We start from the raw sequence: 26372 nt of genomic DNA, 5'->3' as shown, positions 1-26372 counted from the left end.
ATGTATTCATTACTGGTCACTTGTGGTGCGGGAAAAACAGAGGTTCTTTTTAAAGGAATAGAAAAAGCTTTGACCCAAGGCAAGCGGGTATGCATCGCTACGCCGCGTACCGATGTTGCCCTAGAACTGTCTCCTCGTCTCCAACAGGTGTTTCCGGAAATGGAGATTGCCACCCTGTATGGAGGCAGTGAGGACAGAACGAAGAACTCTCCGCTTACCATCGCAACGACCCATCAGCTACTTCGTTACTACAGCGCCTTTGATACCATCATTATTGATGAAGTGGATGCTTTCCCATATTCGGTCGACCCTGCGTTGGAATATGCAGCGAGACAAGCTCAGACAGAAGGAGGGAGCACTATTTATCTGAGTGCAACTCCTTCTAAGAAAATGCAGCGTGCAGTACATTCAGGCAAGCTTTCTTCTGTCATCATTCCCGCGAGGTATCACCAGCACCTTTTACCGGTCCCATTCATGGAGTGGTGTGGGGACTGGGAAAAAAGGGTGAAGAAAAACAGGCTTCCTGGGAATGTGCTTTATTGGGTCCGAAAGCACCATGCGGCAAACCGACCCACTTTTCTTTTTGTTCCTACTATTGATCTGCTCGAACGGATTGTCGTTATCCTACAAAAGGATTATGGAGAGCTTGTGGCTGGGGTTCATGCCAAAGATAAGAAACGAAAAGAAAAGGTGGCTGATTTCCGGGAGGGAAAGGTAAAAGTTTTGGTGACGACCACTATACTGGAGCGAGGAGTTACGGTATCAGATGTTCAAGTTGGTGTACTTGGAGCGGAGGACAATCTGTTTACGGAAAGTGCCCTCGTGCAAATTGCAGGCAGGGCTGGCCGAAGTAGTCAGCATCCGGAAGGGGATGTGAGGTTTTTTCATTACGGTAGGACACGTGAGATGGTAGCCGCAATTGATCAAATCAGGCGTATGAACTATCGAGCGAAGACGGGGGGATATCTTGATGAGTAACTGTTTGATCTGTCAGGACGAGGTGGCTCGCTCATTTGGATGGGGTGAATTCTTAGGTATTAGCAAGCCAGAAAAAGTATGTGAATCTTGTGAGCAAGCTTTTCAGAAAATCAGCGGTAAGTTATGCAGGATATGTGGCAGGGTTTGGGAGGAGGTCCCGGTGGAAAATCGGCATGGGGATATCTGCTTTGATTGCCACAGGTGGGAAAGTGATGATGAGACAGCTGGAATGCTAAAGATGAATCGTTCTGTTTTTGCCTATAACAAATACATGAAGGAAACGTTGGCGCTATACAAATTTAGAGGGGATGCGATCATTGCAAAAGCTTTTTATAGGGATTTTCGGAAAATGTATGAAGAGGAATTCAAAAAAGAGCAGTGTATACTGGTTCCTATTCCCTTAGGGCTAAAACGCCTTTATGAGCGGGGGTTCAACCAGTCCCTGCTTTTAGCACACCTTTTAGCTCCAAGTAAAATAACTGAACCCCTAGCAAAAACGGACTCTGTTAAGCAGTCCAAAAAAGAACGCAGGTCACGACTGCAGCAAGAGAATCCTTTTTACGTCACCGCACCCCAAAAGGTCAAAGGGAAAAGTGTACTTCTGATCGACGATATTTACACAACCGGAACGACTTTACGAATGGCCGCAAAAGTCCTGCTAGAGGCAGGGGCGACCGATATTTTTTCGCTCACCTTAGTTCGCAGTTAACTTTTTTGCTTCCTTTACGATATAAAAAGTAAGAAACTTTTGCTCGAAAGGAAGTTGCCTCATGTCCCAGCTCGATAATTGTCCAAACTGTGGAGAGATTTATGTAAAAAATGCTTTCAGGGAAGTGTGTGAAGCATGTTATAAAGAAGAGGAAGTTCAGTATCAGACTGTATACAAGTACATCCGACAACGAGATAACAGAATGGCAAGCTTGGACCAAGTCGTGGAAAATACGGGCGTGGCAGAGTCGTTGATCCTCAAGTTCATCTGTAAAGGCCGCATCCAGCTGACCCAATTTCCAAATTTGGGGTATCCGTGCGACCGTTGTGGTAGGATGATTAGAGAGGATAAGCTGTGTATTGGTTGTAAAAAAGATATCCAGGGACAACTTTCGCAATTGGACCGTGAAGAAGAAAGACAGCGGGTAATCCGGAGCGAAGGAAGAACCTACCATGCAATTGATAAGAAATTCCTATAAACATTCGTTAATCTGTGCCGATATTCATAGATAGATAAACTGTTCGAAAAGGAAGGGATAACAATGAAGATTAATAATATTGGTCCTTCAGGAGTCAACCCCTATAAGAATCATATGAAACAACAGCAGGTTCAGACGCCTAATCAGGCAAAGAGCGATCAGGTGGAAATCTCCAGTAAAGCAAAAGAAATGCAGGAGCGTTCCCAATTTGCAGAGGCACGACAGGAAAAAATCGCAAAGCTTAAGGTTTCTGTGGAAAACGGCACCTACAAGGTAGACCCTAAGGCTGTTGCTAGTAAGATGATAGATTTTTATTTTAATAAATAGGGCTGTTAGAGCATGTAGAAGCATTATAAGAATCCTAGCTGTTGATTGTAGCACAAGGTGGAGACTCGCGGGAGGTAGCGGTAGGTTGAGACCCCTGAAGCGTTGGGAGGAGGCTCAAGCACCGCCCCGCGGAAAGCGAAGCCTAGTGCGAAAAACAACAGTGGTGTTTAACAGAGCCTTGAAATAAGGAGAACCTATGTCCATTCCAACAATTATCACGATACTAGAAAAAATGCTCACCTTGCATACTTACCTTTATGAAGTGACTGTACGGAAAGAAAAGGTTGTAAAGGCGAACAAGGTAGATGAGCTCCAAGAGATTACAAGAGAAGAGAAGCAATACACTCGCGCGATTGTTCAACTAGAAAAGCAACGTGCGACCCTATCCGATGGTAAAACGGTGACCGATCTAATTGAAATGTGTTCACCGGGCGAAAAGGTTGAACTAATTACCTTGAAAGACAAATTAGCTGAAACCATTGCAAACATCCAAAAGCAAAACGAGCTCAATCAACTGTTACTTGAACAATCCCTGCAATTTGTCACCATGACGATAAACACCCTTAACCCGCAACCTAATGCGCTAAATTACGAAAAACCTGTGAACACGAAGAAAAGCGTTAGTGCACCTGCGCGCTCTCTGTTCGATTCAAAAGCTTAGGAGGAACACCCATGCGTTCAACATTTCATAGTCTCGAAGTAGCAAGGCGAGGCCTGGTTACCCAGCAAACTGCCCTTCAAACGGTCGGGCATAATATTGCCAACGCCAATACCCCAGGATATACCAGACAACGGGTCAATTTTGTCCAAACAGAACCATATCCACCAGCTTCCATGAACCGTCCGCAAATACCCGGGCAAATGGGGACAGGGGTAGAGGCGGGCAGTATCCAGCGTGTGCGGGAGAGTTTCCTGGATATCCAGTATCGTGGTGAAAACAATAAGCTTGGCTATTGGGAAGCGCGCGCAGGCTCCCTGCAGAAGATGGAGGAAATCATGAATGAGCCATCCGAAACTGGTCTTTCCACTACGTTGGACCGTTTTTGGCAGGCGTTTCAAGATCTAGCAGTTAACCCGACGAATGCAGGGGCACGTTCGGTTGTAAGACAGCGCGGATTAGCTGTTGCGGAAACATTTCGGTTTTTATCGGATTCACTTAGTTCGGTTCAAGGGGACATGAAAAATGAAATGGATGTCACGGAAAAGCAAGTCAACGCACTGAGCCAACAAATTAACAATATCAACAAACAGATTGGAGATTTGGAACCGCATGGTTATCTTGCCAACGATCTATATGATGAACGCGATCGCCTGGTAGATGAGCTTTCTCAGCTGGTCAATATCAAGGTATCAAAAGTTGGGACCGGTGGTAGTGCAAGTCCCCTGGCGGAAGGGAAGTATACCATTGAAATGGTGGATGACTCCGGCCGTAAAATTGGCACGCTGGTCGATGCGACAAGCAATAGAGTCAACAGGCTTTCCTTGGAGTATCGAGCGGATACCGGTCTCGTGGATGGCTTCAGACTCGGAGATACGAGCTTCGGGATCGGTAGCATGCAGTCATCCGGCAAGCTTCGAGGTCTTATTGATTCTTACGGATTTATGGACGGAAATACAGAAAAGGGTCTTTACCCTGACATGCTTAATCACCTCGATACCTTGGCGTTTGAATTCGCACAGGAGATCAATAGGGTACATGAATCCGGGTGGAGCATCTCGAGCATGGAAACAGGTGAGCACACTGCGTTTAAGTTCTTTGAATTTAAAAATACAAATATAGTAGCTGGTAATATAAAAAATGCGGCAAAACTTTTCACGGTATCAGCGGATATCGTCCAGTCGTTGGACAATATCGCTGCTTCCGGCTACAACAAGGGTATCATCACATCGGGTGAGTTCCATGGCTATAACGGAGTGGGAAATGTGTCTGTTACCGTGCAGTCGACAGTAGATGCTGATGGGGTCCAGCAATTTACATACACTGTCTATGATGCAGCAAAGTCTCCGAAACAGGAATTAATGACTTCTGGAAGTTTTTCCACTTTAGAAGACCTTGGTGCAGGATTGTCGGGAGAGTTTGTCGATTCGGCTGGCAATCCTTCTGTCAATTTTGACTTGAGTAAAGTCCGCTTGGAAGACGTTTCAAAAGGGAATTTCATTGCGGTTGATATCCCGAAGACCGGTGAAGTCGGTGGCCGTGTAGGTGACGGAAGCAATGCCATTGCATTGGCAGAAGTAAAAGCCCGGACACTTCAGTTGAACGGTGTTTCTACAACCTTCCAAAACTATTACGAAAGTGTAATTGGAGGATTGGCGGTTGATGCCCAGGAAGCAAACCGACTCTCCTACAATAGTGAAACATTGCGATTGTCTGTTGATCAACGTCGCCAATCGGTCAGCGGTGTATCCTTGGACGAGGAAATGACCAACATGATTCAGTTCCAGCATGCTTACAATGCATCGGCAAGAATGATTACATTAACGGACGAACTTTTAGATAGAATCATTAACGGATTAGGATTAGGCGGAAGGTAGGTGTAGATAAATGCGTGTCACACAAAGCATGCTGACGCAGAACTCACTGCGACAATTAAGTACAAGCTATGGGAAAATGGGTAAGTTGATGGAACAACTCTCCACAGGCAAGAAAATCTCCCGGCCATCCGACGACCCGGTCGTGGCGATGAAAGGGATGTATTATCGTACGAATTTGACGGAACTTGAACAATACAAACGTAACCTGAGTGAATCATATGCATGGATGGAAAATTCCGAAGCGGCGTTGGACCACGTGCAAAGTGTGATGCACCGTGCTCGCGAGTTGGTGGTTCAGGGATCCAATGATACTTACTCACCGGAAGACCGCCAGGCGATGGCAAAAGAAATTGAGCAGTTGAAGCACGATTTCGTACAGGTTGCAAATACACAGGTTGCCGGGAAGTACATTTTTAACGGTACTGCGATTGATAAGCCGAGAATTACGGATGCAAACGATCCTATGTCTGTAAGCATGGAAAACTCTCCATTCGAGGTGGAGGTATCCCGTGGAATTAAGCTGCAATCAAACATCAATGCTGATAATGTTTTTAATAAAGATATGATAGAGATTTGGAATGGCCTTCAATCGGCACTTGAATCTAGTGATACGGATGCGTTGAAGAGTTTGATGGGACGTTTTGACAAAGCTGCGGATGCGATTTCTGCGGAGCGTTCTGAGTTAGGAGCTCGCTATAACCGTCTTGAAATGGTGGACAACCGCATTGGTTATCAAGAAGTGGTAGCGACACGAATCCTGTCCGATAATGAGGATGCGGATATTGAGAAAGTGATTACGAATTTGACGATGCAGGAAAGTGTGCACCGTGCTTCGCTTGGTGTGGGAGCGCGTGTGATTCAGCCTTCGTTGTTGGATTTTCTACGGTAGGGGACGAACTGTCTTGGAGAGATCTGTCTGGGGGGCAGTTGTTTCCGGGGCAGTTTTTATTTTGGAATTAGCACCGCACCGCTGTTCCTTTCCGAAAATGGCTTTGCTTTCCGCGGGGCGACCTTGAGCCTCCTCACAAAGCTTCAGGGGGTCTCAACATTGCAGCTCCCCCGCTGGAGTCTACGCCATTTGCTGCAATCCACACCTATGATATCTTTCTAGATCGAGACAAAAACCTTTTAAGAGATGGGTGATTACATGTTATTTCCACAGATACGGTTGCAGTCGACTTTTGCTCAGACTGAGTTGCAGATTCAGAAACCGGTACAACAAATCCAGCAACCTAGGGCCGAACTTAGTATGGAGCAACCGAAGGCAGAGTTGATGATGCAGCGGACGCCGGGGAGGTTGACGATTGATCAGACGCAGGCTAGAGAGGATATGGATTTGAAGAGTGTTGCCAGGAGGACTGAGGAAGCGGCGCAACTTGGGCGGCAGGAATGGCTTGCGGGGCTAACACGCGTTGTACAGGACGGAAATGAAATGATGAGAATTGAACATGGTGGTGGCGCAATTGTCCGTCAGGCGAAGCGGAATAGTGAAGGTCCTCCAAAAGAATTCAATATTGGCTGGATTCCTTCCCATTTTAGTGTGAAAATTAATTATGAGCCTGGTTCTTTGGATATTCAGTGGCAGGAGCGTAAGCCTGTTATAGATGTAGTGATAAATAAGCCAGTGCATGAGTATACACCGGGAAACACACAGGTCAATATGGCTAATTACTCCTCACTTGATATAGATTTTGAGAATTTGCGGTATGTCGGTACAGGCGGCTACGAACAAAAAATATAAGGTTGTGAGAAGATGAAAATAGAAACGAAGTACCATGGTTTAATAGAGGTACAGGAAGAAGAAGTGCTAAGGTTCCCGAATGGCTTGCCAGGGTTTTTAGAGGAGAAGGAATTTACGGTGATCCCTTTTACGGAGGAAGGGACGTTTCATATTTTACAGTCGGTACAGACACCCGTGCTTGGATTTGTTTTGGCTAATCCTTTTGCGTTCTATCCAGATTATGATTTCGACCTAGAGAACCAAGCGGTGGATGTTCTCGAGTTGGATTCTGCTGAAGAAGTGACTGTCTATATGGTTCTGACAATGGCAGACCCATTTCACCTCACAACTGCCAACCTGCAGGCGCCTATTGTGGTGAATGTTAAAAAGAAGATTGGAAAACAAGTGATTCTAACAGGCAGTCCTTATCAAACGAAACACAATCTGTTTCCGGAAGCGGTAGCTAAATAGGGAGGAGGAGACCATTTGCTAGTTTTAACTCGCAAAAAAGATGAAGCCATAAAAATCGGGGATGACCTCGAAATTACGGTCCTTGGTATCAATGGCGATCAAGTGAAACTTGGCATACAAGCACCAAAGCACATAGAGATACATAGAAAAGAAATCTATCTTTCTATCCAAGAGGAAAACAACGCAGCGTCCAATTCCTCTCTTGATCTTCTGCAGGCTTTGAGCCACCAACTAAAAAACTAATATAATTTTTGTGAAAAATTCTATCTATCCCTATTAACAGTTGTCGAGTACGGTCGATATAAAATATGTAAGCAAATAGAATCGAAAGGCGGCCGACTTTTGCCCTATTTGCAAATTCAACACCGATTACACAAGGACGTGAAATCGGCGACAACTCAAGGAGGAAAATTGTAATGAGAATTAATCACAATATCGCTGCTATGAACACACACCGTCAATTGAACAGTGCTACTGCAGGTCAAATGAAGTCTATGGAAAAATTGTCTTCTGGTTTACGTATTAACCGTGCTGGGGACGATGCAGCAGGACTGTCAATTTCAGAAAAAATGCGTGGACAAATTCGCGGATTAGACCAAGCAGCTCGTAATGGTCAGGACGGCGTATCTTTGATTCAAACGGCTGAAGGTGCATTGAATGAAACACATTCTATGCTTCAGCGAATGAGAGAATTGGCAGTACAGGCTTCTAACGATACAAATACTACAGAGGACCGTGAAGCAATCCAAGAAGAAGCAAATCAACTTGCAAAGGACATTAATAGAATTGCAAAAGATACACAATTCAATGGGCAAGAATTACTTACTGGTGCTGGCGGTCCAAATACAGATGGTTCCTTTACTTTTCAGTTAGGAGCAAATGAAGATCAGACAATCACATTGTCAATTGCAGACATGACCGGGGGGACTGGACTAAGTATTGCAACTGGAGATGATGAAACAGCAGATGCAATAGATATTTCATCCGATAGTGCGACTGCAACTGCTGCTATTACAACAATTAATGATGCAATTAAATTAGTTTCTGCGGAAAGATCAAACTTAGGATCTTACCAAAACCGTATTGAGTATGCGATAAACAACCTAAACACATCTTCTGAAAACCTAACTGCTGCGGAATCTCGTATCCGTGACGTTGATTATGCTTTAGTTGCCTAAGTAGCACTAAGTACAGTCGTCCTAACTGGTAACGGTTAGTGATTATTATCGGGTGAATTGCTGGAAACCCATGAGAGCTTTTCTTTCCACAACGTAGTTGGAAACGACAGGCGTGACGGTCTGAAAAAAGAAAAGATTTGGCAATCAGCAGCCAAGCTCCTGTTCCGAAAGGATGGAGAAGGTTCAACGACTAGGATAAACCATCTAAGGCGAAAGTTATGATGATGAAATCCGTAGGTGAAACAGTGTCCATCAGCACTGTGAATCCGAAGTGCCCGACCCCTTAAAATGGGTGAAGATATAGTCTAGTCATTTATGAAAGTAAATGTTCGCACGATGGCGAAAGAAATGATGGAACAAACCAAAAATTCTATTCTTGCACAAGCATCTCAAGCTATGCTAGCTCAAGCAAATCAACAACCACAAGGAGTATTACAACTTCTTCGTTAATAATCCTTTTAGGAGAGACTCTAAATTATATAGGGTCTCTTTTCTATTCCAAACGTCTAACTATAACTCACATTAAGATAATTTTCTACTAAACCCTCTTTATTTATTTTTCTTCCTACCGATAATACTACTAGAATTAACATTTTCGCGGAGGGGACCCGTATGCATATTTCGCCAATGGCTATCATCTTAGACTCTACAACTAGAACGCAATCACTAGGTACAGTATCCACAAAAGTAGATGTTTCAATCAAGGAAACAAAGCAAACTCATCCTGAACAAAGCAGGCGTCAAATGGAGACGATTGTGGAAGGCATGAATGATTTTATAAAACCAATGAATGTGTCTGTCCGTTTTGAGCTGCATGATGAGTTAAACGAATATTATGTGACGGTGGTGGATGTTGCCACTGAGGAAGTAATACGGGAGATTCCTTCCAAAAAGTTTTTGGATATGTATGCAGCAATGACCGAATATATGGGGTTATTTGTCGATAAAAAGATTTAGGTGGTGAAAGAGATGCGCTTAACTGGATTTCAGAGTGGGTTGGATATTAATCAGATGGTAGCTGATTTGATGAAAGCCCAGCGAATGCCCATGAATAAACTTACACAGCAGAAGCAGCTGTTGGAGTGGAAGCGTGATGATTACCGCGAAACTAATAGACTATTGAATGATTTTCGTAATCTTTCTTTTGATATGACTCTTCAACGGACTTATTCACAAAAGCAAGTAACATCTAGTAATGACAAGGTAACTGCGACAGCTTCCTCGACTGCAGCAAACGTTACCTATACCATTTCAGATGTCAAAGTTGCTACTCCTGCCTCTATTCATTCAAAGGAGATTTTGAATGGGACAGGAGAAAAATTCGATCCTAGCAAAAGTATTATGGATCAGCGAGATAAATTTTCTACCCCACCAGCCATATTAGGAGATGGAGAGGAACACAGTTTTACCATTACAACCTTTGATGCAGATGGAAATGAAATACAGGATACTTTTAAAATAAATCAAACATCTACGATGAATGATTTAATGAATAAAATAAGCACGTCAAAAATTGGTGTCACTGCCTTTTTTGATGAAGTGAATGGTCAATTAATGCTGACCAGAAAAAATGCTGGAAACTTGGTGGGGGCAGAAGGAAAAGCCTTTAACTTTGATGGGGATTTCCTCACTGATACTCTAAATTTAGGCGGATCGCCCGAAGAAGTAATGGGTACGGACGCTAAATTGAAAATCAATGGAGTAGAAACAACAAGGAAGTCTAACACGTTTTCCGTAAATGGTGTAACTTTTACATTGCATGGGGATATGGAAGGGGATTCTGCTGTAGTAGCAGTGAGGAACGACACTGACAAAACCTTTAATGCCATCAAGGATTATATTACAAAATATAACGAATTAATAGAGAAAATAAACGGGAAAATCGGGGAACCAGTATACCGTGATTATAAACCATTATCAGATCAAGAAAGAGAAGCTCTTTCTGAAAAACAGATTGAACAGTGGGAAGAGAAAGCAAGAAGTGGTTTGTTACGCAATGACTCTATCCTTTCTTCTGGTTTGAACAAAATGCGATTGAGTCTATATGAGAAAGTTGGTGGAGTGACTGGATCGTTCAGTCAACTTTCTGAAATAGGAATCGCTACAGGAGCTAACTACCGAGACAAAGGAAAGTTGCTAATTGATGAAGATAAGCTAAGAGCGGCAATAGAAAATGATTCTAACTCGGTTATGGAGCTCTTCACAGCTAATGGTACAGGAATAGCCAGGAAATTACGTGAATCTGCAACAGCAACTGTCCAAAGCATTGAAGCGCGTGCAGGAAATACAAGTCGTACCGCACAGCAGTTCACAATTGGTCGCGAGTTAATGAATGTAGACAAACGTATTTCGGATTTTGAGAAACGGATGCAAACGGTAGAGGCACGCTATTGGCGCCAATTTACCGCGATGGAAAAAGCAATAGGACAGTCCAATCAACAATCCATGCAATTAATGAGTCAATTTTATAATGGCTGATAATAAGGAGTGATCAACAATGGCAATGAAGAATCCCTATCAAGCCTATCAACAAAATTCGGTCAACACCGCTACCCCTGGTGAGCTGACGCTAATGCTTTATAATGGCTCTCTGAAGTTTATGAAGTTGGCCAAGAAAGCTATAGAAGACAAGAATATAGAATTGAAAAATATTAACCTTGTCAAGGCGCAAAAAATCATTCAGGAACTGATGGTGACCCTTGATACTAGCCAAGATGTCGGAAAATCGATGATGACGATGTACGACTATATGAACCGTCGTCTTATTGAAGCGAACATGAATAATGATTCTGCGATGGTGGAAGAAGTGGAAGGACATATGACGGAATTTCGCGATGCTTGGAAGCAGGTAATTCAATTGAATCGCCAGCAGGCGTTTACGCAAGGTGGCCAAGCGTAATGAACGTTGTCGAGAACCTGGATAAAGTAACGACGCATCTATTGGCATTACTAGATGGCCCTTTACCTTCAGAGGATAACCGAGATGCGTTTTTGGAAGAGATTGATAAAGCGTTACAGATTAGGGACTCTTTACTACAACGCCTTGTTCCTCCTTTTTCGGAAGCAGAGATGGCACTGGGAAAAAAGGTGGCCCTAGCAAGCCAGCAGGTCACTCCAAAGCTTGAGGGCTTTCACAAACAGTTAAAGCAGGAGTGGGGACAAATTCAGCAGTCCAAAAAGACTGTCAAGGCATATGGTCAAGCCTACAGCTCTCCCACAGCAGACGGGATGTATTATGATAAAAGAAACTAGGTGTAGAGTATGGCAGCTTTGAAAGAAGGTGAATTTGTCTTACTTAAGAAATATAATGCCCTACTGGAAACGATAGAAGAAGCTTTTGAGTATTTGAGTGACGAAAACCGTAACGCCTCCACACCTGTGACACGCCAAGTCGTGCTGGACAGCCACGAGGCGATTGGGAAAATTGCAGAAGTGCACGTAAAACTCGTTACTCTCTTTGAAAAGAACGGGGAAGTCCTTCAGGTGATTGCTCAATATAGCACCCTCTTAGATGAGCTCGAACAAATCGGCCATTTCGATCAAAACACCATTCCTGAAAAAGAAGCCTTAGAAACCTATTTCAAACCAGCATACGAAAACTGGAAGAACCAAATACAACACCACATCCTCCCCCGCATCACCCACTAACCCTCCACCAACTTAGGAGGGTTTTTTATTTCTTTATGGGGAAAGGGTGAATATCTGAGGTTGCAATTCCCCCCTGTTGACTGAAGTGCAAGACGTGAGACTCCGAATGGAGAGAGCGGTAGCTTGAGACCCCGCAACGAAGTGAGGAGGCTCAAGCAGCGCCCCTCGAAAAGCGAACGTCTGGAATGAAAGGAAACAGGGAGTTAAATGTTGCCCCCGATTTTTAAGAAAGTTTTTCCATAACCTCGCATATACTTGTTTCACCCCACAAAGACCAAGCTAAACTCAAACCTTCACAAATTCTTAACATTTCTTTTACGTTTAGGCAGGAATTCTGTAGGGTATTGTAGAAATATGTTTACATAAGCTTAATAAAGCTTAACCCTTCTTTTAGAAGGGAATATGTAGGCAGATTGTTTGGGCGTAAGAAAAGTCCAAACAGGAACAAAAGGAGGAGTTCGTTTATGAAGTACAACGTACGCGGTGAAAACATTGAGGTAACTCCAGCAATCCGAGATTATGTAGAAAATAAGATCGGAAAGATTGAACGCTATTTTGATTCCACAGACAATGCAGAATGCAAAGTAAATCTGAAAGTCTACAACAACCAACAAAAAATTGAAGTAACCATCCCTATGACAGGCCTAGTGTTACGTGCAGAAGAAAGTCACGATGATCTCTATGCAGCGATAGACCTTGTCGTAGATAAACTAGAGCGACAAATACGAAAACATAAAACAAAGGTCAACCGTAAGCTTCGCGATACAGGTTCACCTAAATACTTATTCAACGAAGTAATTGATAATGGCGCACCAGCCCATGTAGCAGTGGAGGATGAAGAGGACGAAGCAGATTTGGTTCGTACGAAGCGCTACAACTTGAAACCGATGGACAGTGAGGAAGCAATCCTGCAGATGAACCTGCTGGGACATAATTTCTTCGTATTCCTGAACGCGGCAACAAACGAAACGAATGTTGTGTATAAGCGCAACGATGGGAAATATGGATTGATTGAGTCTTACTGATTAAAGGGGACCCTGCCAGCAGGGTCCTTTTCTATTTGTTCGACGTTTTCGGCTAGCAACATTTCTCGGGAAATGTTGAACCGTTGATTATTTTGTCATTTCCCGTTTATTTTCAGAAAAGACTGTCTGCAAATCTTGCTTTAAGTTGTACCAACCCCCAATAAGTGTTAAAATTTATATATTATTTAGGCTATAAAACTATAGTTACAGAGGAGCGTTTGTATGCTTGGTTTATTGAATAAAGTGTTTGATATGAATAAGCGTCAACTGAAGCGTCTTGAAAAAATGGCGGATCAGATAGAATCACTAAGTGAAGATGTGGCAAGGCTGACCGATGAACAGCTTCGCGAGAAAACGGCAGAATTTCAAGGCCGTTACCAGAAGGGTGAAAAGCTCGATGATATGATGGTCGAGGCATTTGCGGTTGTTCGCGAGGCGTCCAAGCGTGTACTCGGACTTTATCCGTATAAAGTACAGCTCATGGGTGGTGTCTCCCTACATGAAGGAAACATTTCCGAGATGAAAACGGGGGAAGGTAAAACGTTGACGGCAACGATGCCTGTTTACCTGAACGCTATTACTGGTAAAGGCGTTCATGTTGTAACAGTCAATGAATACTTGGCAAGCCGTGACGCGACGGAAATGGGTCAGCTTTACGAGTTCCTTGGCCTTACTGTCGGCTTGAACCTAAACGGACTGTCCCGTGATGAAAAAATTGAAGCCTACAAAGCGGATATCACATATGGTACAAACAATGAATTCGGATTCGACTACCTGCGTGACAATATGGTCCTATATAAAGAGCAAATGGTGCAGCGTCCCCTTCACTATGCAGTAATTGATGAGGTTGACTCCATCTTGATTGATGAAGCGCGTACGCCATTGATCATTTCCGGTAGTGCCCAGAAGTCTGCTGCCTTGTACATCCAAGCGAATGCGTTTGCCCGTACATTAGTAAAAGATGTGGACTACACGTATGATGTGAAAACAAAAGGTGTGCAGCTGACAGAGGACGGGATTACGAAGTCCGAGAAAGCGTTCGGCATTGAAAACCTGTTTGATATTGGCAATGTTACCTTGAACCACCATATCAACCAGGCGTTAAAAGCACATGTGACCATGCATCATGATGTGGACTATGTCGTGCAGGAAGGCGAGGTTGTCATCGTTGACCAATTTACTGGTCGTCTGATGAAAGGTCGCCGCTATTCCGATGGATTACACCAAGCAATTGAAGCAAAAGAAGGTTTGGATATCCAAAATGAGAGCATGACGCTCGCAACGATTACATTCCAGAATTACTTCCGTATGTACGAAAAGCTTGCCGGAATGACTGGTACGGCGAAAACAGAGGAAGAGGAGTTTCGTAACATATACAATATGAACGTTATCGCGATTCCGACAAACCAGGAAATAGTGCGTGATGACCGTGCCGATCTTATCTTTAAAACGATTGAAGGAAAATTCAATGCGGTTGCGGATGATATCGCAGAGCGTAATAAAAACGGACAACCTGTGCTTGTGGGTACGGTTGCGATTGAAACATCTGAGGTTATTTCGAAACTTCTAACGAAGCGCGGAATCAAGCATGACGTGTTGAATGCGAAAAACCATGCGCGTGAAGCGGATATCATCCTTGGCGCAGGTCAAAAGGGATCTGTTACGATTGCGACGAACATGGCCGGTCGTGGTACAGATATCAAGCTCGGCGAAGGTGTAAAAGAAGTAGGCGGACTAGCTGTTATCGGTACAGAGCGACATGAATCCCGCCGTATTGATAACCAGCTTCGTGGACGTTCCGGTCGTCAAGGAGACCCTGGTGTGACGCAATTCTACCTTTCCATGGAAGATGAATTGATGCGCCGCTTTGGTTCGGACAACATGAAAACGATGATGGAACGTTTAGGTATGGATGATACCCAGCCTATCCAAAGTAAAATGGTTTCTCGTGCTGTGGAATCAGCCCAGAAACGTGTGGAAGGCAACAACTTTGATGCTCGTAAGCAACTTCTACAATATGACGATGTTCTTCGTCAACAACGTGAAGTTATTTACAAGCAACGATTCGAAGTGTTGGATTCCGAGAACTTGCGTGAAGTGGTGGAAAGAATGCTTGTTTCCGCAATTGAGCGTCAAGTTGGACTTTATACTCCAAAAGAGGAGGTTCCGGAGGATTGGAACCTGCAGGGAATCGTTGACTATGTAGACGCTAATCTGTTAGAAGAAGGAGCGGTAACACTTAACGACCTGCGGGGTAAAGAGCCTGAGGAAATCTCTGAGCTTATCGTAGAAAAAGTGAAAGCTCGTTATGACGAGAAGGAGCAGGAGCTTTCCGCAGAACAGATGCGTGAGTTCGAAAAGGTTGTCGTGCTGCGTGCGGTGGACAGCAAGTGGATGGATCATATCGACGCGATGGATCAGCTTCGTCAAGGTATCCACTTACGTGCATACGGTCAGATCGATCCGCTTCGTGAGTATCAGTTCGAAGGATTTGCGATGTTTGAAAACATGATTGCTGCTATCGAAGAAGATGTAGCGAAATATGTGATGAAAGCACAGATCCGCAACAACCTTCAACGTGAAGAAGTAGCCAAAGGTCAGGCAGTCGTTCCAAAAGAAAGTGGCGGCGAGCCTCCAAAGAAAAAACCAGTGAAAAAAGTGATGGACGTTGGCCGCAATGATGCTTGCATCTGTGGTAGCGGAAAGAAATATAAAAACTGCTGCGGGAAGTAATGGCGGTTTTGAGAGTGGAAGTGGGGCTATTTTGGCCCCGCTTTTTGCTTGTTTAAGGCTAGGTGCCATTTTGGTACGATAGCTCTTTTTAAACAAACGTTGGTATAAATGAAAATGGAAAGTTAGGATTCCCAAAGGGTACAGCCGTTAACTTTAAGATTAACTTTTGAGAATGCTATGGCAGGATAGTGGGGATTTTCTCATGTTTTTGTCACTTTTAGAAGGTTTCCCTTTGCTGGCATAGTAATTTTTAAACAAACGATTGATTAATCAAAAATGAAAATTCAAGTTTCCCATGGGCTACAGCGTTTCAATTTGAAATTAACTTTTGAAAAAGCTATCTCAGGAAAGTTAACACGCACAAAATGATTCTTCAAATTCCCGATACCAGACTCAGGTACTTTTTTATTTTAGTGAAATACGATATTATAGACTATTAGTTGCCCTGTTTGTTTGAAAAGGGTTAAAATTCGGTTAGTGAAAATTTTATGAGGTGAAATAAATGGAATTAGTAGAGATTCGTCACGAGTTAGAAAAAATGGCTAAGCGATTAGTCGAGTTTAGGGGGTCTCTTTGACTTAGAGGCCAAAGAACGTCGAATTGCCGAGCTTGATAATGAAATGTCCAATCCCGAGTTCTGGAACAATCAGAGTGAAGCTCAAGTGGTCATCAATGAAGCTAATGCACTGAAGGAACCTGTTGGACAGTTTCATGAGTTAAGTGAGAACTATGAGAACTTGCAGTTAACTTATGAGTTGGTAAAAGAAGAGCCGGATGCGGAGCTACAAACGGAGCTTGCGAGCGAAGTGAAAACGGTAGCGGAAGATTTCAACAAGTTCGAACTTCAACTATTGTTGAGCGGTGAGCATGATAAGAACAACGCGATTCTTGAATTGCACCCGGGTGCTGGTGGTACCGAGTCCCAAGACTGGGGTTCATTGTTGCTGCGTATGTACACTCGCTGGGCAGAACGCAAAGGCTTTAAAGTTGAGACGCTTGATTACCTGCCTGGGGACGAAGCGGGAATCAAGAGTGTCACGTTGCTGATCAAGGGTCACAATGCATATGGATACTTGAAAGCGGAAAAAGGGGTTCACCGCCTTGTGCGTATTTCCCCGTTCGATTCTTCCGGCCGCCGTCACACAAGCTTTGTTTCTTGTGAGGTTATGCCGGAGTTTGACGATAACATCGAGATTGATATCCGTACGGAAGATCTGAAAATTGATACGTACCGTGCAAGTGGAGCGGGTGGGCAGCATATCAATACAACCGATTCCGCGGTTCGTATTACCCACACCCCAACGAATGTGGTCGTGACTTGTCAGACGGAGCGTTCTCAAATCAAGAACCGTGAGCGCGCGATGAAAATGTTGCAAGCCAAGCTTTATCAGAAAAAGTTGGATGAACAGCAGGCGGAACTGGATGAAATCCGCGGCGAGCAGAAGGATATTGGCTGGGGTTCCCAGATCCGTTCCTATGTGTTCCATCCATACTCCATGGTAAAAGATCACCGTACAAATACGGAGGTCGGCAATACGCAAGCGGTCATGGACGGGGACTTGGATCCGTTTATTGATGCATATTTGAGATCGAAATTATAAGATGATGATAGCACCTCTGGCCTGGATGGCTGGGGGTGTATTTTTGTCTCAAGAAGTGGACAAATCGGAGGAAAGGGTAATCAATAACCCTATATAATACCCAGGTAGTAAGTAAAACAGAGTTTGCCTAGCTCCAATAGCTCTCAAATTCCCAATGCAAAACTCACTTAGCTCTTCCTTTGCATAGTGTACAAACTTAAGGAAATCCTACCAAGAAATGAGCACATTAGCCCAATTAAGCTAGAAAATGATTAGAACTATATATTTACACTACTTCCGTTAACGCTTTACCACGTTATACCAATGCCATTTACACCCTTGCCATCGCGTGCTATACTCTTGCTCGTTGTGTGAATTTTTAAAGAGAAAAGCTGTTTTCGTAAACTTTGTTGCTTTTTTGAATTTATCAATTAACCGTTATCTTTCATACTGTCGTGCTCTTTTCCCGGCTGTACAGAAAAATTACATGTATGTTTAAGAGAGATAAGCTGTAAAAAGTCCAAGTGCTGACTTTTTACCAGTGGCTAGCAACAATTTTTGAGAAAAGAGCTTAGAGGAAAGACTTGGAGGGACATAAAGTTGAGTCGTAAAAATAGAAATGGATATCAAGTGAAGCCTGTGTATCAACGGGTGAAGGAATATACATATGTGGTGTTGGGTTCAGCGATTGTGGCGCTGGCGTTCAACTTGTTCTTACTTCCAAATAGGGTAGCGTCCGGTGGGGTTAGTGGAATCAGTACCATATTGAAATCACTCCTTGATTGGGAACCGGGGATTGTGCAGTTATGCTTTAATATTCCGCTATTCCTGGCTGGGGTCATATTATTAGGGAAACAATTTGGTCTTAAGACATTAGTGGGTACTATTACGCTCCCGCTGATAGTACTTTGGACAAGCAACATGGCACCGGCTACAGAGGATCCGTTACTTGGTTCCTTGTTCGGGGGAATTGGTGTAGGACTTGGGCTTGGGCTGGTATTCAGGGGCCGTGCTTCCACAGGTGGAACAGACCTTGCAGCACAGATCATCCATAAGTATACCGGGTTGACGCTTGGAGCTTGTGTGGCAATCATTGATGGCCTTATAGTTATCTCTGCAGCGGTGGTATTTGATTTGGAGCTTGGGATGTATGCACTTATCGGACTTTTCGTCACTAGTAAGACTATCGATTTTGTACAGGTCGGACTTGGTTATTCCAAGATGGCGATCATTATCACGAAGAAGGAAGATGAAGTCAAGGAAGCCATCCTTACGAAAATCGATCGTGGTGTGACAAAGCTTGCCGCATATGGGGGCTACACGGAAAGTGAGTTGCCTGTATTAATGTGCGTGGTCGATCAGACCGAATTCACAAAATTGAAACAAGTGGTCCGGACCATTGATCCGTCGGCGTTTGTCGTGGTTACCAACGCATCCGAGGTATTGGGTGAGGGTTTTAAAAGAGAGTAAATAGGATATAATATAATCGAACTTGGTAATAATTACATCTCAAAATTGGGGGACCTATCTATGAAAAAGTATTTTATGGCATTTGTCTTAGGTTCATCACTACTTACGCTTGCAGCCTGCGGAGGCGGCGCCAATGAGGATCAGGAAACAACTGGCGGCGGAGGCGAGTTCGCAATGGTAGAAAATGAAGAGGCACAGCAATTGTATCAAAGCTGTATCGGCTGTCATGGTCGTAACATGGAAGGAGCAAGCGGGCCGAACCTTCAAAAAGTAGGAAGCAAATATAATCAGGATGAAATTGAAAACATCATCAACAATGGTCAAGGAAGCATGCCAGCTGGTCTTGTTCCGGAAGAAGATGCGACAGTTTTAGCAGAGTGGTTAGCGCAACATAAATAAGAAAGTAAGGAACTCTCCTGAAAAATGGAGGGTTCTTTTTTATGCCCTAAGATACCTAAACGCTTTTATTAAATCATAGGGAATTAAGGGTGTTTTAATTGGAGTATTATGGAACTTTACTAGTTATATTTAACCAAATTGTCGAAATTGTTCGTTTGTTATACTAAAGTATATTGAAAATTTGAATTTTTAAAAATATAATGTGGATTGTAAAGATTTTGGACTAACGTAAGTAAATGGTACTTAAGTATATGTCTAGAATTTTTTACATAAGTCGTAAGATACAAAAAAAGGGGAGTGGGATGATTTGAAGCAGAAGTTTATCGCAGCATTCATGCCTTTGCTGGTTCTTGTACTTGTATTCAGTACGTTTGCAGCAAACGGTGTCTCTGCCAACACAGGTAAAGAAAACCATGAATTGGCTACATTACAAGGGGATTTTGATTTATCATCCTCCAAAGCAGTTAAGGTAATTGTCGAATTACAAGAACAATCTATTGTTGAAGCGAAGCACAATGGGAAGAAGCAGTCTAAGCAGAATCTGAAAAGTGCTCGTGATAAAGTAAAGAAGGAAGTGGCAGCACGTACTTCCAAAAGCAAAGTAGAGCGTGAGTACGAGCATGTATTCTCCGGTTTCTCTCTTGAGATTCCAGCAAATGAGATTCCTAGTCTACTAGCGACTCCTGGTGTAAAAGCGGTATATCCGAATGTGGAATACACGACTACCGAGGTTGTTTCCGAAGAGGAATTCAGCCCGGCAATGTTCGATTCTGCGCCATTCATCGGTTCTAACGAAGCTTGGGACCTTGGTTTTACAGGTGAAGGTGTAAAAGTAGCAATCATCGATACTGGTGTTGATTACACGCACCCTGATTTAGCAGGTAACTTTGGTGAGTATCTAGGTTGGGATTTTGTAGATAACGATGCAGATCCACAAGAAACGTTCCCAGGTGACCCTCGTGGAGCGGCAACGACTCACGGTTCCCACGTTGCGGGAACAGTTGCAGCAAATGGACAAATCAAAGGGGTAGCTCCTGACGCTACATTACTTGCTTACCGTGTTCTTGGGCCTGGTGGTAGCGGATCTACAGAAAACGTAGTAGCAGCTATCGAGCGCGCAGTGCTTGATGGTGCGGACGTAATGAACCTTTCATTAGGTAACTCTTTAAACGCTCCTGACTGGGCAACTTCCATTGCTCTTGATCAAGCAATGGCTGAGGGAGTAGTTGCAGTAACTTCAAATGGTAACGCTGGTCCAAACAACTGGACAGTTGGTTCTCCGGGAACTTCCCGTGAAGCTATTTCTGTAGGGGCTACACAGCTTCCTTACAACGTATTTACAGCAGCAACAACGTCTTCTGACGGTGTATCCTATGCATCTTCTGCCGTTCAAGGTTTCCCATCCGAGGAAGCGTTATTGGCACTTAATGGTCAAAATTTTGGACTAGTAGATGTAGGATTTGGTTCTCCTGCTGAGTTTGCAGGTAAAGATTTAACAGGTAAAATCGCTTTAATCAGCCGTGGAGCTGGCATTCCTTTCGTAGACAAAGCTACAGAAGCGAAGAAAGCCGGAGCGGTTGGAGCAGTTCTATACAATAATGTTGCAGGTGCAATGCCATTAATTCCTGGTATGGATGTACCAACTATCATGCTGAACCAAGCTGATGGAGAAGCACTAAAAGCAAAAGTAGCTAATGTAACAGTAAGCTTCGATATTGCATTTTCTCAAAGAGTCGGAGAAACAATGGCAGACTTCTCTTCCCGTGGCCCTGTAGTGGACACTTGGATGATCAAGCCTGACGTTTCCGCCCCTGGTGTGAACATTGTAAGTACAGTACCAACTTTCGATCCTGCTAACCCACATGGTTACGGAGCGAAACAAGGTACAAGTATGGCGGCTCCACACGTAGCTGGTGCTGCAGCGGTGATTCTTCAAGCAAACCCTGATTGGGGCGTGTATGAAGTGAAATCTGCATTGATGAACACAGCGGAAAAAATGATCAACCCGGTAACTGGTGAAGAGTATGCACACAACTCTCAAGGTGCAGGAAGCATCCGTGTGGTTGATGCTCTACAAGCTGAGACACTTGTGAACCCTGGAAGCTATTCATTCGGAGTGTTTGAAAAGAAGAAAGGGAAGCAAACAGAAAATCAAAAGTTCGAAATTAAGAACTTGTCCAATAAAGATAAGAACTACAGTGTAGAGTTTACTTTTAAAAATGAAGTAGGCAAACACGTTAAAGTAAAAACTAGCAATAACACAAAAGTAAAAGCTGGTAAGAAACAAAATGTGAATGTAAATGTTCAAGTGGATGCTTCCAAGCTTGAGCCTGGATATTATGAAGGGCACTTGCTTGTGACAGAGGGTGGCACCACAATTCAAGTTCCTACTATTCTATTTGTAGGCGAGCCGGATTACCCTCGTGTTACTCACTTTGGATTTACTCCACTGGGAGATAACAACTTTGAACTCTACTCTTACCTTCCAGGTGGAGCAGATGAGTTCGAGGTTTGGGTTTACACTGCTACAGCAACTGGTGGACTTGGTACTTACGTGGGAGACGCACTTTATGATGCAGATCTTGGAAAAGGCTATAACTACCATGACTGGAATGGTACCCTGGCTGATGGAACACAACTGCCAGCAGGAAACTACCGTGTGGCAGTCTACGCGAAAAAAGGCAACAATGAGCGCGCAATCGCTGCTGCCGACGTACTAACTATCCAATAATGCTAAGAGTAACCTTATAGTATTCTATAAAACTTCAAAAACACCTTTGGGGGTCTGACCCCCAAAAGGTGTTTTTTTCTCTCCAAACCGACAATATTTTTCGACAAACCCCACAGTGAAGGTAATTTATCCCTCTATTACCAACCCTATCATACAATTGAAAAGAAACTGTAATAATAAAAACTCTTATTTTGTCGAAATAGATGATATAATAATAAAGTGATTTATGCGGAAAAATTAGATAAATATACATATTGCGTTTTCTGTAGCAAGTGTTCTATCCGTATTCACCAGTGTTTAATGAATACTCTCCTTCCTGTGCGTCGAAAACAGGGACTGCAATGAGATTCAAATCTTTGACCCAGATAGGTGATTAAATGATTGAAATGCAAGACGTCTATAAAAAATACCCAAACGGCGTCCAAGCTTTGGATGGTATAAATATAAATATAAAAGCAGGCGAATTTGTCTATGTAGTAGGACCCAGCGGGGCTGGAAAATCCACGTTCATCAAAATGATGTACAGAGAGGAAAAGCCTACAAACGGGAGTATTGTCATAGACGGAGTGAACCTTTCCAAGCTGAAGGAAGGCAAAGTCCCTATACTTAGAAGAAACATAGGAGTTGTGTTTCAGGACTTTAAGCTTCTTCCGCAGTTGACGGTTTATGAAAATGTAGCTTTTGCCCTTGAAGTAATAGAAGAAAGTCCCAAAAATATAAAAAAGCGTGTCATGGAAGTTCTTGATCTAGTAAAATTGAAACACAAGGCGCGCCATCTTCCAAATGAACTATCAGGTGGAGAGCAGCAACGTATTTCCATTGCCCGCTCCATTGTCAATAATCCGAAAGTAATGATAGCAGATGAACCAACGGGTAACCTTGATCCGGATACCTCATGGGAGATCATGAATATTTTTGAAGAGATAAATGAAAAAGGTACAACGATAGTAATGGCCACACATAACCGTGAGATTGTAAACACCATCAAAAAACGTGTGATTGCAATTGAAAACGGGAAGATAGTGCGTGACCAAGCAGAGGGGGACTACGGTTATGAAGCCTAGAACTCTGATGCGACACTTTAAGGAAAGTTTTAAAAGCTTGGCACGTAACGGCTGGATGACCTTTGCATCTGTCAGTGCCGTGACGGTTACTCTCCTATTGGTTGGTGTGTTTCTTGTACTGATGATGAACCTGAATAACGTCGCATCCGAAATTGAAAGCGACGTAGAGATTCGAGTTCATATTGATCTGACAGCAAACGAGGAAAACCAAGAAGTACTAAAAGAGCAGATAGAGAACATTCCGGAAGTGGAAACAGTCGACTATTCCTCGAAGGAAGATGAGTTAAAAGGTTTAGTGGACAGTTTTGGAGAAGAAGGCGGAGCTTTTGAGTTGTTTGAACAAAATAATCCGCTATATGATGTTTTCATCGTAAAGACTGCAACACCACAAGAAACCATCACAGCTGCCAAGAAGATTGACGAGCTGGATTACACACACAAAGTCATTTACGGCGCAGAAACGGTGGAAAGATTATTCAAAGTGTTTGAGATTGCAAGAAACGTAGGATTGGCCCTGATTTTGGGACTAGTATTTACGGCTATGTTCTTAATTTCCAACACCATCAAGATCACCATTTTTGCCAGAAGGAAAGAAATAGAAATCATGAAGTTGGTTGGTGCCACAAACGGTTTCATCCGTTGGCCATTCTTCTTAGAAGGTTTGTGGTTGGGAGTCCTCGGTTCGATTGTGCCGATTGGAATCATCCTCACATCCTACTATTATTTAATAGATTTAGTACAGCCGAGAATCCAAGGCACATTCATTCAAATGCTTCCATTCTACCCATTCGCATTCCAGGTCATCGCAATCCTGGTGGCAATCGGAGCGTTTATCGGTATGTGGGGAAGCATGATGTCCGTCCGCAAGTTTTTGAGAGTGTAAGAGATTACTAACTATTCTATGGTAGAAATACCCGTTCAATAAAAAACAAAAACCTGATGGGAGCATCCAATTTGTTCCTGTCAGGATACATAAGAAATTAGGGGGAAGTAAGGGATGAGAAGAAAGATTGGTACAATTGCTATTGCTGCAGTCATTGGCTTTTCCGGATTCTTCGCTTCGGGTGTATCCGAAAAAGCGTTTGCGAATGAGATGCAGCAAAAGCTTAATGAAGTGAAAGATCAACAATCATCAAATGAATCTACTAGATCCGAAAAGAAAAATGAAGTAAATAAGCTACAAGCGGAGCAAGATGAAATCAGAGCAGAAGTGGCACGCCTTGATAAAGCGGTAGCAGAAACGAAAAATAAAATCAGTGGTAAAAAAGAAGAAATCGATACTACTCGTAAAGAGATTGAGAAGTTAAAAGAAGAAATCGAAGTACTAAAAGAACGTATCGCAAAAAGAAATGAGCTTCTAGAAGATCGCGCTCGTTCCTTCCAACAGGGTGGGGGAGCCGTGAATTACTTAGATGTATTGTTAGGTGCACAAAGCTTTGGAGATTTTCTGGACCGCGTTGGTGCGGTAGCAACAATTGTTCAAGCCGATCGTGATATTCTACAAGCTCATCAAGAGGACATGCAGGCTCTCGAACAAAAAGAGCTGGAAATGCGTGAACAGCTTGCTTCCTTAGAGCAGCAGTTGATTGATTTGGAAAACATGGAAGTACAACTGAAAAATCAAATCGCTGAAAAAGATAAGCTACTGGCAGAATTAAAGAAAAAAGAACAAGCCACCATGCACGAAATCCATGAGCTTGAGAACGAAGCAGAAGTTCTAGCAGCTCAGGAACAAGCAATCCGCGCAGAAATCAAAGCTGCAGAAGAGCGTGCCAAGCGTGAAGCAGAAGAACGTGCAAGACAAGAGGCAGAAAGAAAACGCCTTGAAGAGCAACAACGTAAAGAGCAAGAAGCGGCAGCTGCCGCGGCAAAAGCTGCAGGTAAGCCAGCACCACCACCGACTCAAGTATCATCACCGCCACCACCGGTTTCATCCGGATCTTGGACAAGACCGACAACTGGTAGCGTGACTTCCGGATTTGGTACTCGTTGGGGCTCCCAGCACTACGGAATTGATGTCGGTAAAAACGGTAGAACTGGAAATGTACCGGTAGTGGCAGCAGGAAGCGGTACTGTATTCCAAGCTTACTACTCCAGCTCTTATGGTAATGTAGTATTCATCACTCACTACATTGATGGACAAACTTGGACGACTGTTTATGCCCACCTTGATAGCATGGCAGTAAGTGCGGGACAATCCGTATCCAAAGGCCAATTCATCGGTAACATGGGGAACACTGGATTCTCTACAGGCCCTCACTTACACTTTGAGCTACACAAAGGCGGCTGGAATGGATCCAAGTCCAATGCAGTGAACCCTGCGTCTTATATCAACTTTTAACTTTTGTGATACCACAAGAAAGTCCTTAAATTACAAGAATGTACTTGAATTACAAAAAAGTTTTTAAAATTTATTAACAAGAATATTGTTAAAATGAATAAATATACGATTAGCAAAACACAACTTTGTCAAACCTATTGATAAAGTTGTGTTTTTTTTATTTTATAAAAAAGGAGTATGAAAATGCCAAGATATAACTATAAGTGGAATGAAGAAAAAATAAGAAGATATATTAAAGAAGGTCGTGGAAAGGGGGAATTTGAACAATATCAACCGTGGTTAACTGTGAGGGATGTTCCATCTACTGGAAGAGTTGCTAGAATACCAGGAACCAAGATTAATAGAATTTATCACACCCTTTCTGACCTAGAAAGAAATGCATTTCTATTATTCGAATGGAGTGACAAAATTATTGATATAAGAGAGCAATACCCAATTCTTAATCGAGACAAAACAGCTGAAATAGCGGATATTTTAGGGTTCAAACATCCGGTTTATCCTAATACAAAAACAAAAACGGTCGTTACACTAGATTTTCTATTAACAGCGAGAGATAAGAGTGGAAAAATAACAACTTATGCACGTTCAATTAAACCTTCATCAGAGTTAACTGACGAAAGAACAATTCAAAAATTATTAATTGAAAGACAATATTTTATGCAAGAAGGTATTAACTGGGCGGTTATTACAGAAAAAGAGATTCCTAAAGTACTTGCCAACAACCTATATGATTTAAGAGATTCTAGTTTATATATAAGTGAAATAGACCAACAATTAATTCATGAAATAAACGAATTGTTTTTAAATCAAAATCCTGAATCAAAAATTATTGATTCAGTGGTAGAGATAGGAAGGGAATTATATGTCTCACATGAAAAAGTTTTAAAGGTACTCCATTATCTAGTGTATAACAAAAAAATAAGAATTAATTTAAATGAGAAATTAAATTTTCATCAAAGTTGGAAAAAAGGACTGGTAGATTAAG

At 42.9% G+C, this 26372-nt stretch carries 26 protein-coding genes and 1 pseudogene; all 27 read left to right on the top strand.

The window, feature by feature from the left end; translation table 11 throughout:
• The 27 genes and pseudogenes from MKY77_RS22315 (at window position 1) to MKY77_RS22185 (ending at window position 26371) form a co-directional block, all read left to right on the top strand.
• The gene (locus MKY77_RS22315) at window positions 1–978 is read left to right on the top strand and encodes a helicase-related protein (RefSeq protein WP_342515478.1); all 978 of its coding nucleotides are present in this window, start codon (window positions 1–3) and stop codon (window positions 976–978) included.
• Window positions 971–1687, top strand: a complete 717-nt coding sequence (locus MKY77_RS22310) for a ComF family protein (RefSeq protein WP_339147867.1) — start codon at window positions 971–973, stop codon at window positions 1685–1687. The genes MKY77_RS22315 and MKY77_RS22310 overlap by 8 nt, the downstream gene beginning before the upstream one ends.
• A gap of 61 nt (window positions 1688–1748) precedes the next feature.
• The gene (locus tag MKY77_RS22305) at window positions 1749–2165 is read left to right on the top strand and encodes a TIGR03826 family flagellar region protein (RefSeq protein WP_339147866.1); all 417 of its coding nucleotides are present in this window, start codon (window positions 1749–1751) and stop codon (window positions 2163–2165) included.
• A 63-nt stretch (window positions 2166–2228) separates the two neighbouring features.
• A complete protein-coding gene (gene flgM / locus MKY77_RS22300; protein WP_237663015.1) occupies window positions 2229–2492 on the top strand; it encodes a flagellar biosynthesis anti-sigma factor FlgM in 264 nt (87 codons plus the stop codon).
• A 196-nt stretch (window positions 2493–2688) separates the two neighbouring features.
• Window positions 2689–3153: a flagellar protein FlgN gene (locus MKY77_RS22295; RefSeq protein WP_339147865.1), complete on the top strand. Its 465-nt coding sequence runs from the start codon at window positions 2689–2691 to the stop codon at window positions 3151–3153.
• Window positions 3154–3164: 11 nt separating this feature from the next.
• Window positions 3165–5027: a flagellar hook-associated protein FlgK gene (gene flgK, locus MKY77_RS22290; protein ID WP_339147864.1), complete on the top strand. Its 1863-nt coding sequence runs from the start codon at window positions 3165–3167 to the stop codon at window positions 5025–5027.
• Between the two features lie 10 nt (window positions 5028–5037).
• Window positions 5038–5916 (top strand): flagellar hook-associated protein FlgL, encoded by an 879-nt coding sequence (gene flgL, locus MKY77_RS22285; RefSeq protein WP_339147863.1) that lies wholly within the window; start codon window positions 5038–5040, stop codon window positions 5914–5916.
• A gap of 258 nt (window positions 5917–6174) precedes the next feature.
• Window positions 6175–6768, top strand: a complete 594-nt coding sequence (locus MKY77_RS22280; RefSeq protein ID WP_339147862.1) for a DUF6470 family protein — start codon at window positions 6175–6177, stop codon at window positions 6766–6768.
• Between the two features lie 12 nt (window positions 6769–6780).
• Window positions 6781–7218: a flagellar assembly protein FliW gene (gene fliW / locus MKY77_RS22275; protein ID WP_339147861.1), complete on the top strand. Its 438-nt coding sequence runs from the start codon at window positions 6781–6783 to the stop codon at window positions 7216–7218.
• 15 nt (window positions 7219–7233) lie between these two features.
• Entirely contained in the window at window positions 7234–7461 is a 228-nt protein-coding gene (csrA, locus tag MKY77_RS22270; protein WP_339147860.1) for a carbon storage regulator CsrA, read from the top strand.
• 173 nt (window positions 7462–7634) lie between these two features.
• Window positions 7635–8396 (top strand): flagellin, encoded by a 762-nt coding sequence (locus tag MKY77_RS22265; protein WP_339147859.1) that lies wholly within the window; start codon window positions 7635–7637, stop codon window positions 8394–8396.
• Window positions 8397–8732: 336 nt separating this feature from the next.
• Window positions 8733–8846: pseudogene (locus MKY77_RS22260) on the top strand (flagellin); the annotation flags it as partial.
• A gap of 177 nt (window positions 8847–9023) precedes the next feature.
• On the top strand, window positions 9024–9353 hold the full coding sequence (gene flaG, locus MKY77_RS22255; RefSeq protein WP_342515477.1) for a flagellar protein FlaG: 330 nt from the start codon (window positions 9024–9026) through the stop codon (window positions 9351–9353).
• Between the two features lie 12 nt (window positions 9354–9365).
• A complete protein-coding gene (locus tag MKY77_RS22250) occupies window positions 9366–10874 on the top strand; it encodes a flagellar hook-associated protein 2 (protein WP_339147857.1) in 1509 nt (502 codons plus the stop codon).
• Window positions 10875–10893: 19 nt separating this feature from the next.
• On the top strand, window positions 10894–11295 hold the full coding sequence (fliS, locus tag MKY77_RS22245; protein ID WP_339147856.1) for a flagellar export chaperone FliS: 402 nt from the start codon (window positions 10894–10896) through the stop codon (window positions 11293–11295).
• A complete protein-coding gene (locus MKY77_RS22240; protein WP_339147855.1) occupies window positions 11295–11648 on the top strand; it encodes a hypothetical protein in 354 nt (117 codons plus the stop codon). The genes fliS and MKY77_RS22240 overlap by 1 nt, the downstream gene beginning before the upstream one ends.
• Window positions 11649–11657: 9 nt before the next feature.
• A complete protein-coding gene (locus MKY77_RS22235) occupies window positions 11658–12044 on the top strand; it encodes a hypothetical protein (protein WP_339147854.1) in 387 nt (128 codons plus the stop codon).
• Between the two features lie 464 nt (window positions 12045–12508).
• Window positions 12509–13069: a ribosome-associated translation inhibitor RaiA gene (raiA, locus tag MKY77_RS22230; RefSeq protein ID WP_237663027.1), complete on the top strand. Its 561-nt coding sequence runs from the start codon at window positions 12509–12511 to the stop codon at window positions 13067–13069.
• 222 nt (window positions 13070–13291) lie between these two features.
• Complete coding sequence (secA, locus tag MKY77_RS22225) at window positions 13292–15802, top strand: preprotein translocase subunit SecA (RefSeq protein ID WP_339147853.1); 2511 nt, start codon at window positions 13292–13294, stop codon at window positions 15800–15802.
• A gap of 502 nt (window positions 15803–16304) precedes the next feature.
• Window positions 16305–17403 (top strand): peptide chain release factor 2 gene (prfB, locus tag MKY77_RS22220; RefSeq protein ID WP_339147852.1). Its coding sequence is split into 2 segments (ribosomal slippage): window positions 16305–16376 and window positions 16378–17403, totalling 1098 coding nucleotides; the frame shifts between segments, so codons are not numbered across the junction.
• Window positions 17404–17982: 579 nt separating this feature from the next.
• The gene (locus tag MKY77_RS22215) at window positions 17983–18852 is read left to right on the top strand and encodes a YitT family protein (RefSeq protein ID WP_339147851.1); all 870 of its coding nucleotides are present in this window, start codon (window positions 17983–17985) and stop codon (window positions 18850–18852) included.
• A 60-nt stretch (window positions 18853–18912) separates the two neighbouring features.
• Window positions 18913–19251: a cytochrome c551 gene (gene cccB, locus MKY77_RS22210; protein WP_339147850.1), complete on the top strand. Its 339-nt coding sequence runs from the start codon at window positions 18913–18915 to the stop codon at window positions 19249–19251.
• A 307-nt stretch (window positions 19252–19558) separates the two neighbouring features.
• The gene (locus MKY77_RS22205; RefSeq protein WP_339147849.1) at window positions 19559–21982 is read left to right on the top strand and encodes a S8 family serine peptidase; all 2424 of its coding nucleotides are present in this window, start codon (window positions 19559–19561) and stop codon (window positions 21980–21982) included.
• A 377-nt stretch (window positions 21983–22359) separates the two neighbouring features.
• The gene (gene ftsE, locus MKY77_RS22200) at window positions 22360–23046 is read left to right on the top strand and encodes a cell division ATP-binding protein FtsE (protein ID WP_339147848.1); all 687 of its coding nucleotides are present in this window, start codon (window positions 22360–22362) and stop codon (window positions 23044–23046) included.
• Window positions 23036–23929: a permease-like cell division protein FtsX gene (ftsX, locus tag MKY77_RS22195; RefSeq protein WP_339147847.1), complete on the top strand. Its 894-nt coding sequence runs from the start codon at window positions 23036–23038 to the stop codon at window positions 23927–23929. The genes ftsE and ftsX overlap by 11 nt, the downstream gene beginning before the upstream one ends.
• A 114-nt stretch (window positions 23930–24043) precedes the next feature.
• Window positions 24044–25387, top strand: a complete 1344-nt coding sequence (locus MKY77_RS22190) for a peptidoglycan DD-metalloendopeptidase family protein (protein ID WP_339147846.1) — start codon at window positions 24044–24046, stop codon at window positions 25385–25387.
• Window positions 25388–25570: 183 nt separating this feature from the next.
• A complete protein-coding gene (locus tag MKY77_RS22185) occupies window positions 25571–26371 on the top strand; it encodes a TnsA endonuclease N-terminal domain-containing protein (protein WP_339147845.1) in 801 nt (266 codons plus the stop codon).
• The last annotated feature ends 1 nt before the right edge of the window (window position 26372 follow it).

The organism is Sutcliffiella sp. FSL R7-0096 (genome assembly GCF_038595065.1).
Classification (GTDB): domain Bacteria; phylum Bacillota; class Bacilli; order Bacillales; family Bacillaceae_I; genus Sutcliffiella_A.
The sequence above is the reverse complement of the archived record's forward strand: the minus strand, read 5'-3'. Positions and strand labels throughout refer to the sequence as shown.

Coding starts and splice junctions, on each gene's coding strand:
- MKY77_RS22190 (WP_339147846.1), top strand. CDS start 24,044: ATGAGAAGAAAGATTGGTACAATTGCTATTGCTGCAGTCATTGGCTTT.
- MKY77_RS22235 (WP_339147854.1), top strand. CDS start 11,658: ATGGCAGCTTTGAAAGAAGGTGAATTTGTCTTACTTAAGAAATATAAT.
- MKY77_RS22185 (WP_339147845.1), top strand. CDS start 25,571: ATGCCAAGATATAACTATAAGTGGAATGAAGAAAAAATAAGAAGATAT.
- fliW (WP_339147861.1), top strand. CDS start 6,781: ATGAAAATAGAAACGAAGTACCATGGTTTAATAGAGGTACAGGAAGAA.
- MKY77_RS22240 (WP_339147855.1), top strand. CDS start 11,295: ATGAACGTTGTCGAGAACCTGGATAAAGTAACGACGCATCTATTGGCA.
- flaG (WP_342515477.1), top strand. CDS start 9,024: ATGGCTATCATCTTAGACTCTACAACTAGAACGCAATCACTAGGTACA.
- MKY77_RS22280 (WP_339147862.1), top strand. CDS start 6,175: ATGTTATTTCCACAGATACGGTTGCAGTCGACTTTTGCTCAGACTGAG.
- MKY77_RS22310 (WP_339147867.1), top strand. CDS start 971: ATGAGTAACTGTTTGATCTGTCAGGACGAGGTGGCTCGCTCATTTGGA.
- fliS (WP_339147856.1), top strand. CDS start 10,894: ATGGCAATGAAGAATCCCTATCAAGCCTATCAACAAAATTCGGTCAAC.
- flgL (WP_339147863.1), top strand. CDS start 5,038: ATGCGTGTCACACAAAGCATGCTGACGCAGAACTCACTGCGACAATTA.
- MKY77_RS22265 (WP_339147859.1), top strand. CDS start 7,635: ATGAGAATTAATCACAATATCGCTGCTATGAACACACACCGTCAATTG.
- raiA (WP_237663027.1), top strand. CDS start 12,509: ATGAAGTACAACGTACGCGGTGAAAACATTGAGGTAACTCCAGCAATC.
- MKY77_RS22315 (WP_342515478.1), top strand. CDS start 1: ATGTATTCATTACTGGTCACTTGTGGTGCGGGAAAAACAGAGGTTCTT.
- flgK (WP_339147864.1), top strand. CDS start 3,165: ATGCGTTCAACATTTCATAGTCTCGAAGTAGCAAGGCGAGGCCTGGTT.
- secA (WP_339147853.1), top strand. CDS start 13,292: ATGCTTGGTTTATTGAATAAAGTGTTTGATATGAATAAGCGTCAACTG.
- flgM (WP_237663015.1), top strand. CDS start 2,229: ATGAAGATTAATAATATTGGTCCTTCAGGAGTCAACCCCTATAAGAAT.
- ftsX (WP_339147847.1), top strand. CDS start 23,036: ATGAAGCCTAGAACTCTGATGCGACACTTTAAGGAAAGTTTTAAAAGC.
- ftsE (WP_339147848.1), top strand. CDS start 22,360: ATGATTGAAATGCAAGACGTCTATAAAAAATACCCAAACGGCGTCCAA.
- cccB (WP_339147850.1), top strand. CDS start 18,913: ATGAAAAAGTATTTTATGGCATTTGTCTTAGGTTCATCACTACTTACG.
- MKY77_RS22305 (WP_339147866.1), top strand. CDS start 1,749: ATGTCCCAGCTCGATAATTGTCCAAACTGTGGAGAGATTTATGTAAAA.
- MKY77_RS22250 (WP_339147857.1), top strand. CDS start 9,366: ATGCGCTTAACTGGATTTCAGAGTGGGTTGGATATTAATCAGATGGTA.
- MKY77_RS22295 (WP_339147865.1), top strand. CDS start 2,689: ATGTCCATTCCAACAATTATCACGATACTAGAAAAAATGCTCACCTTG.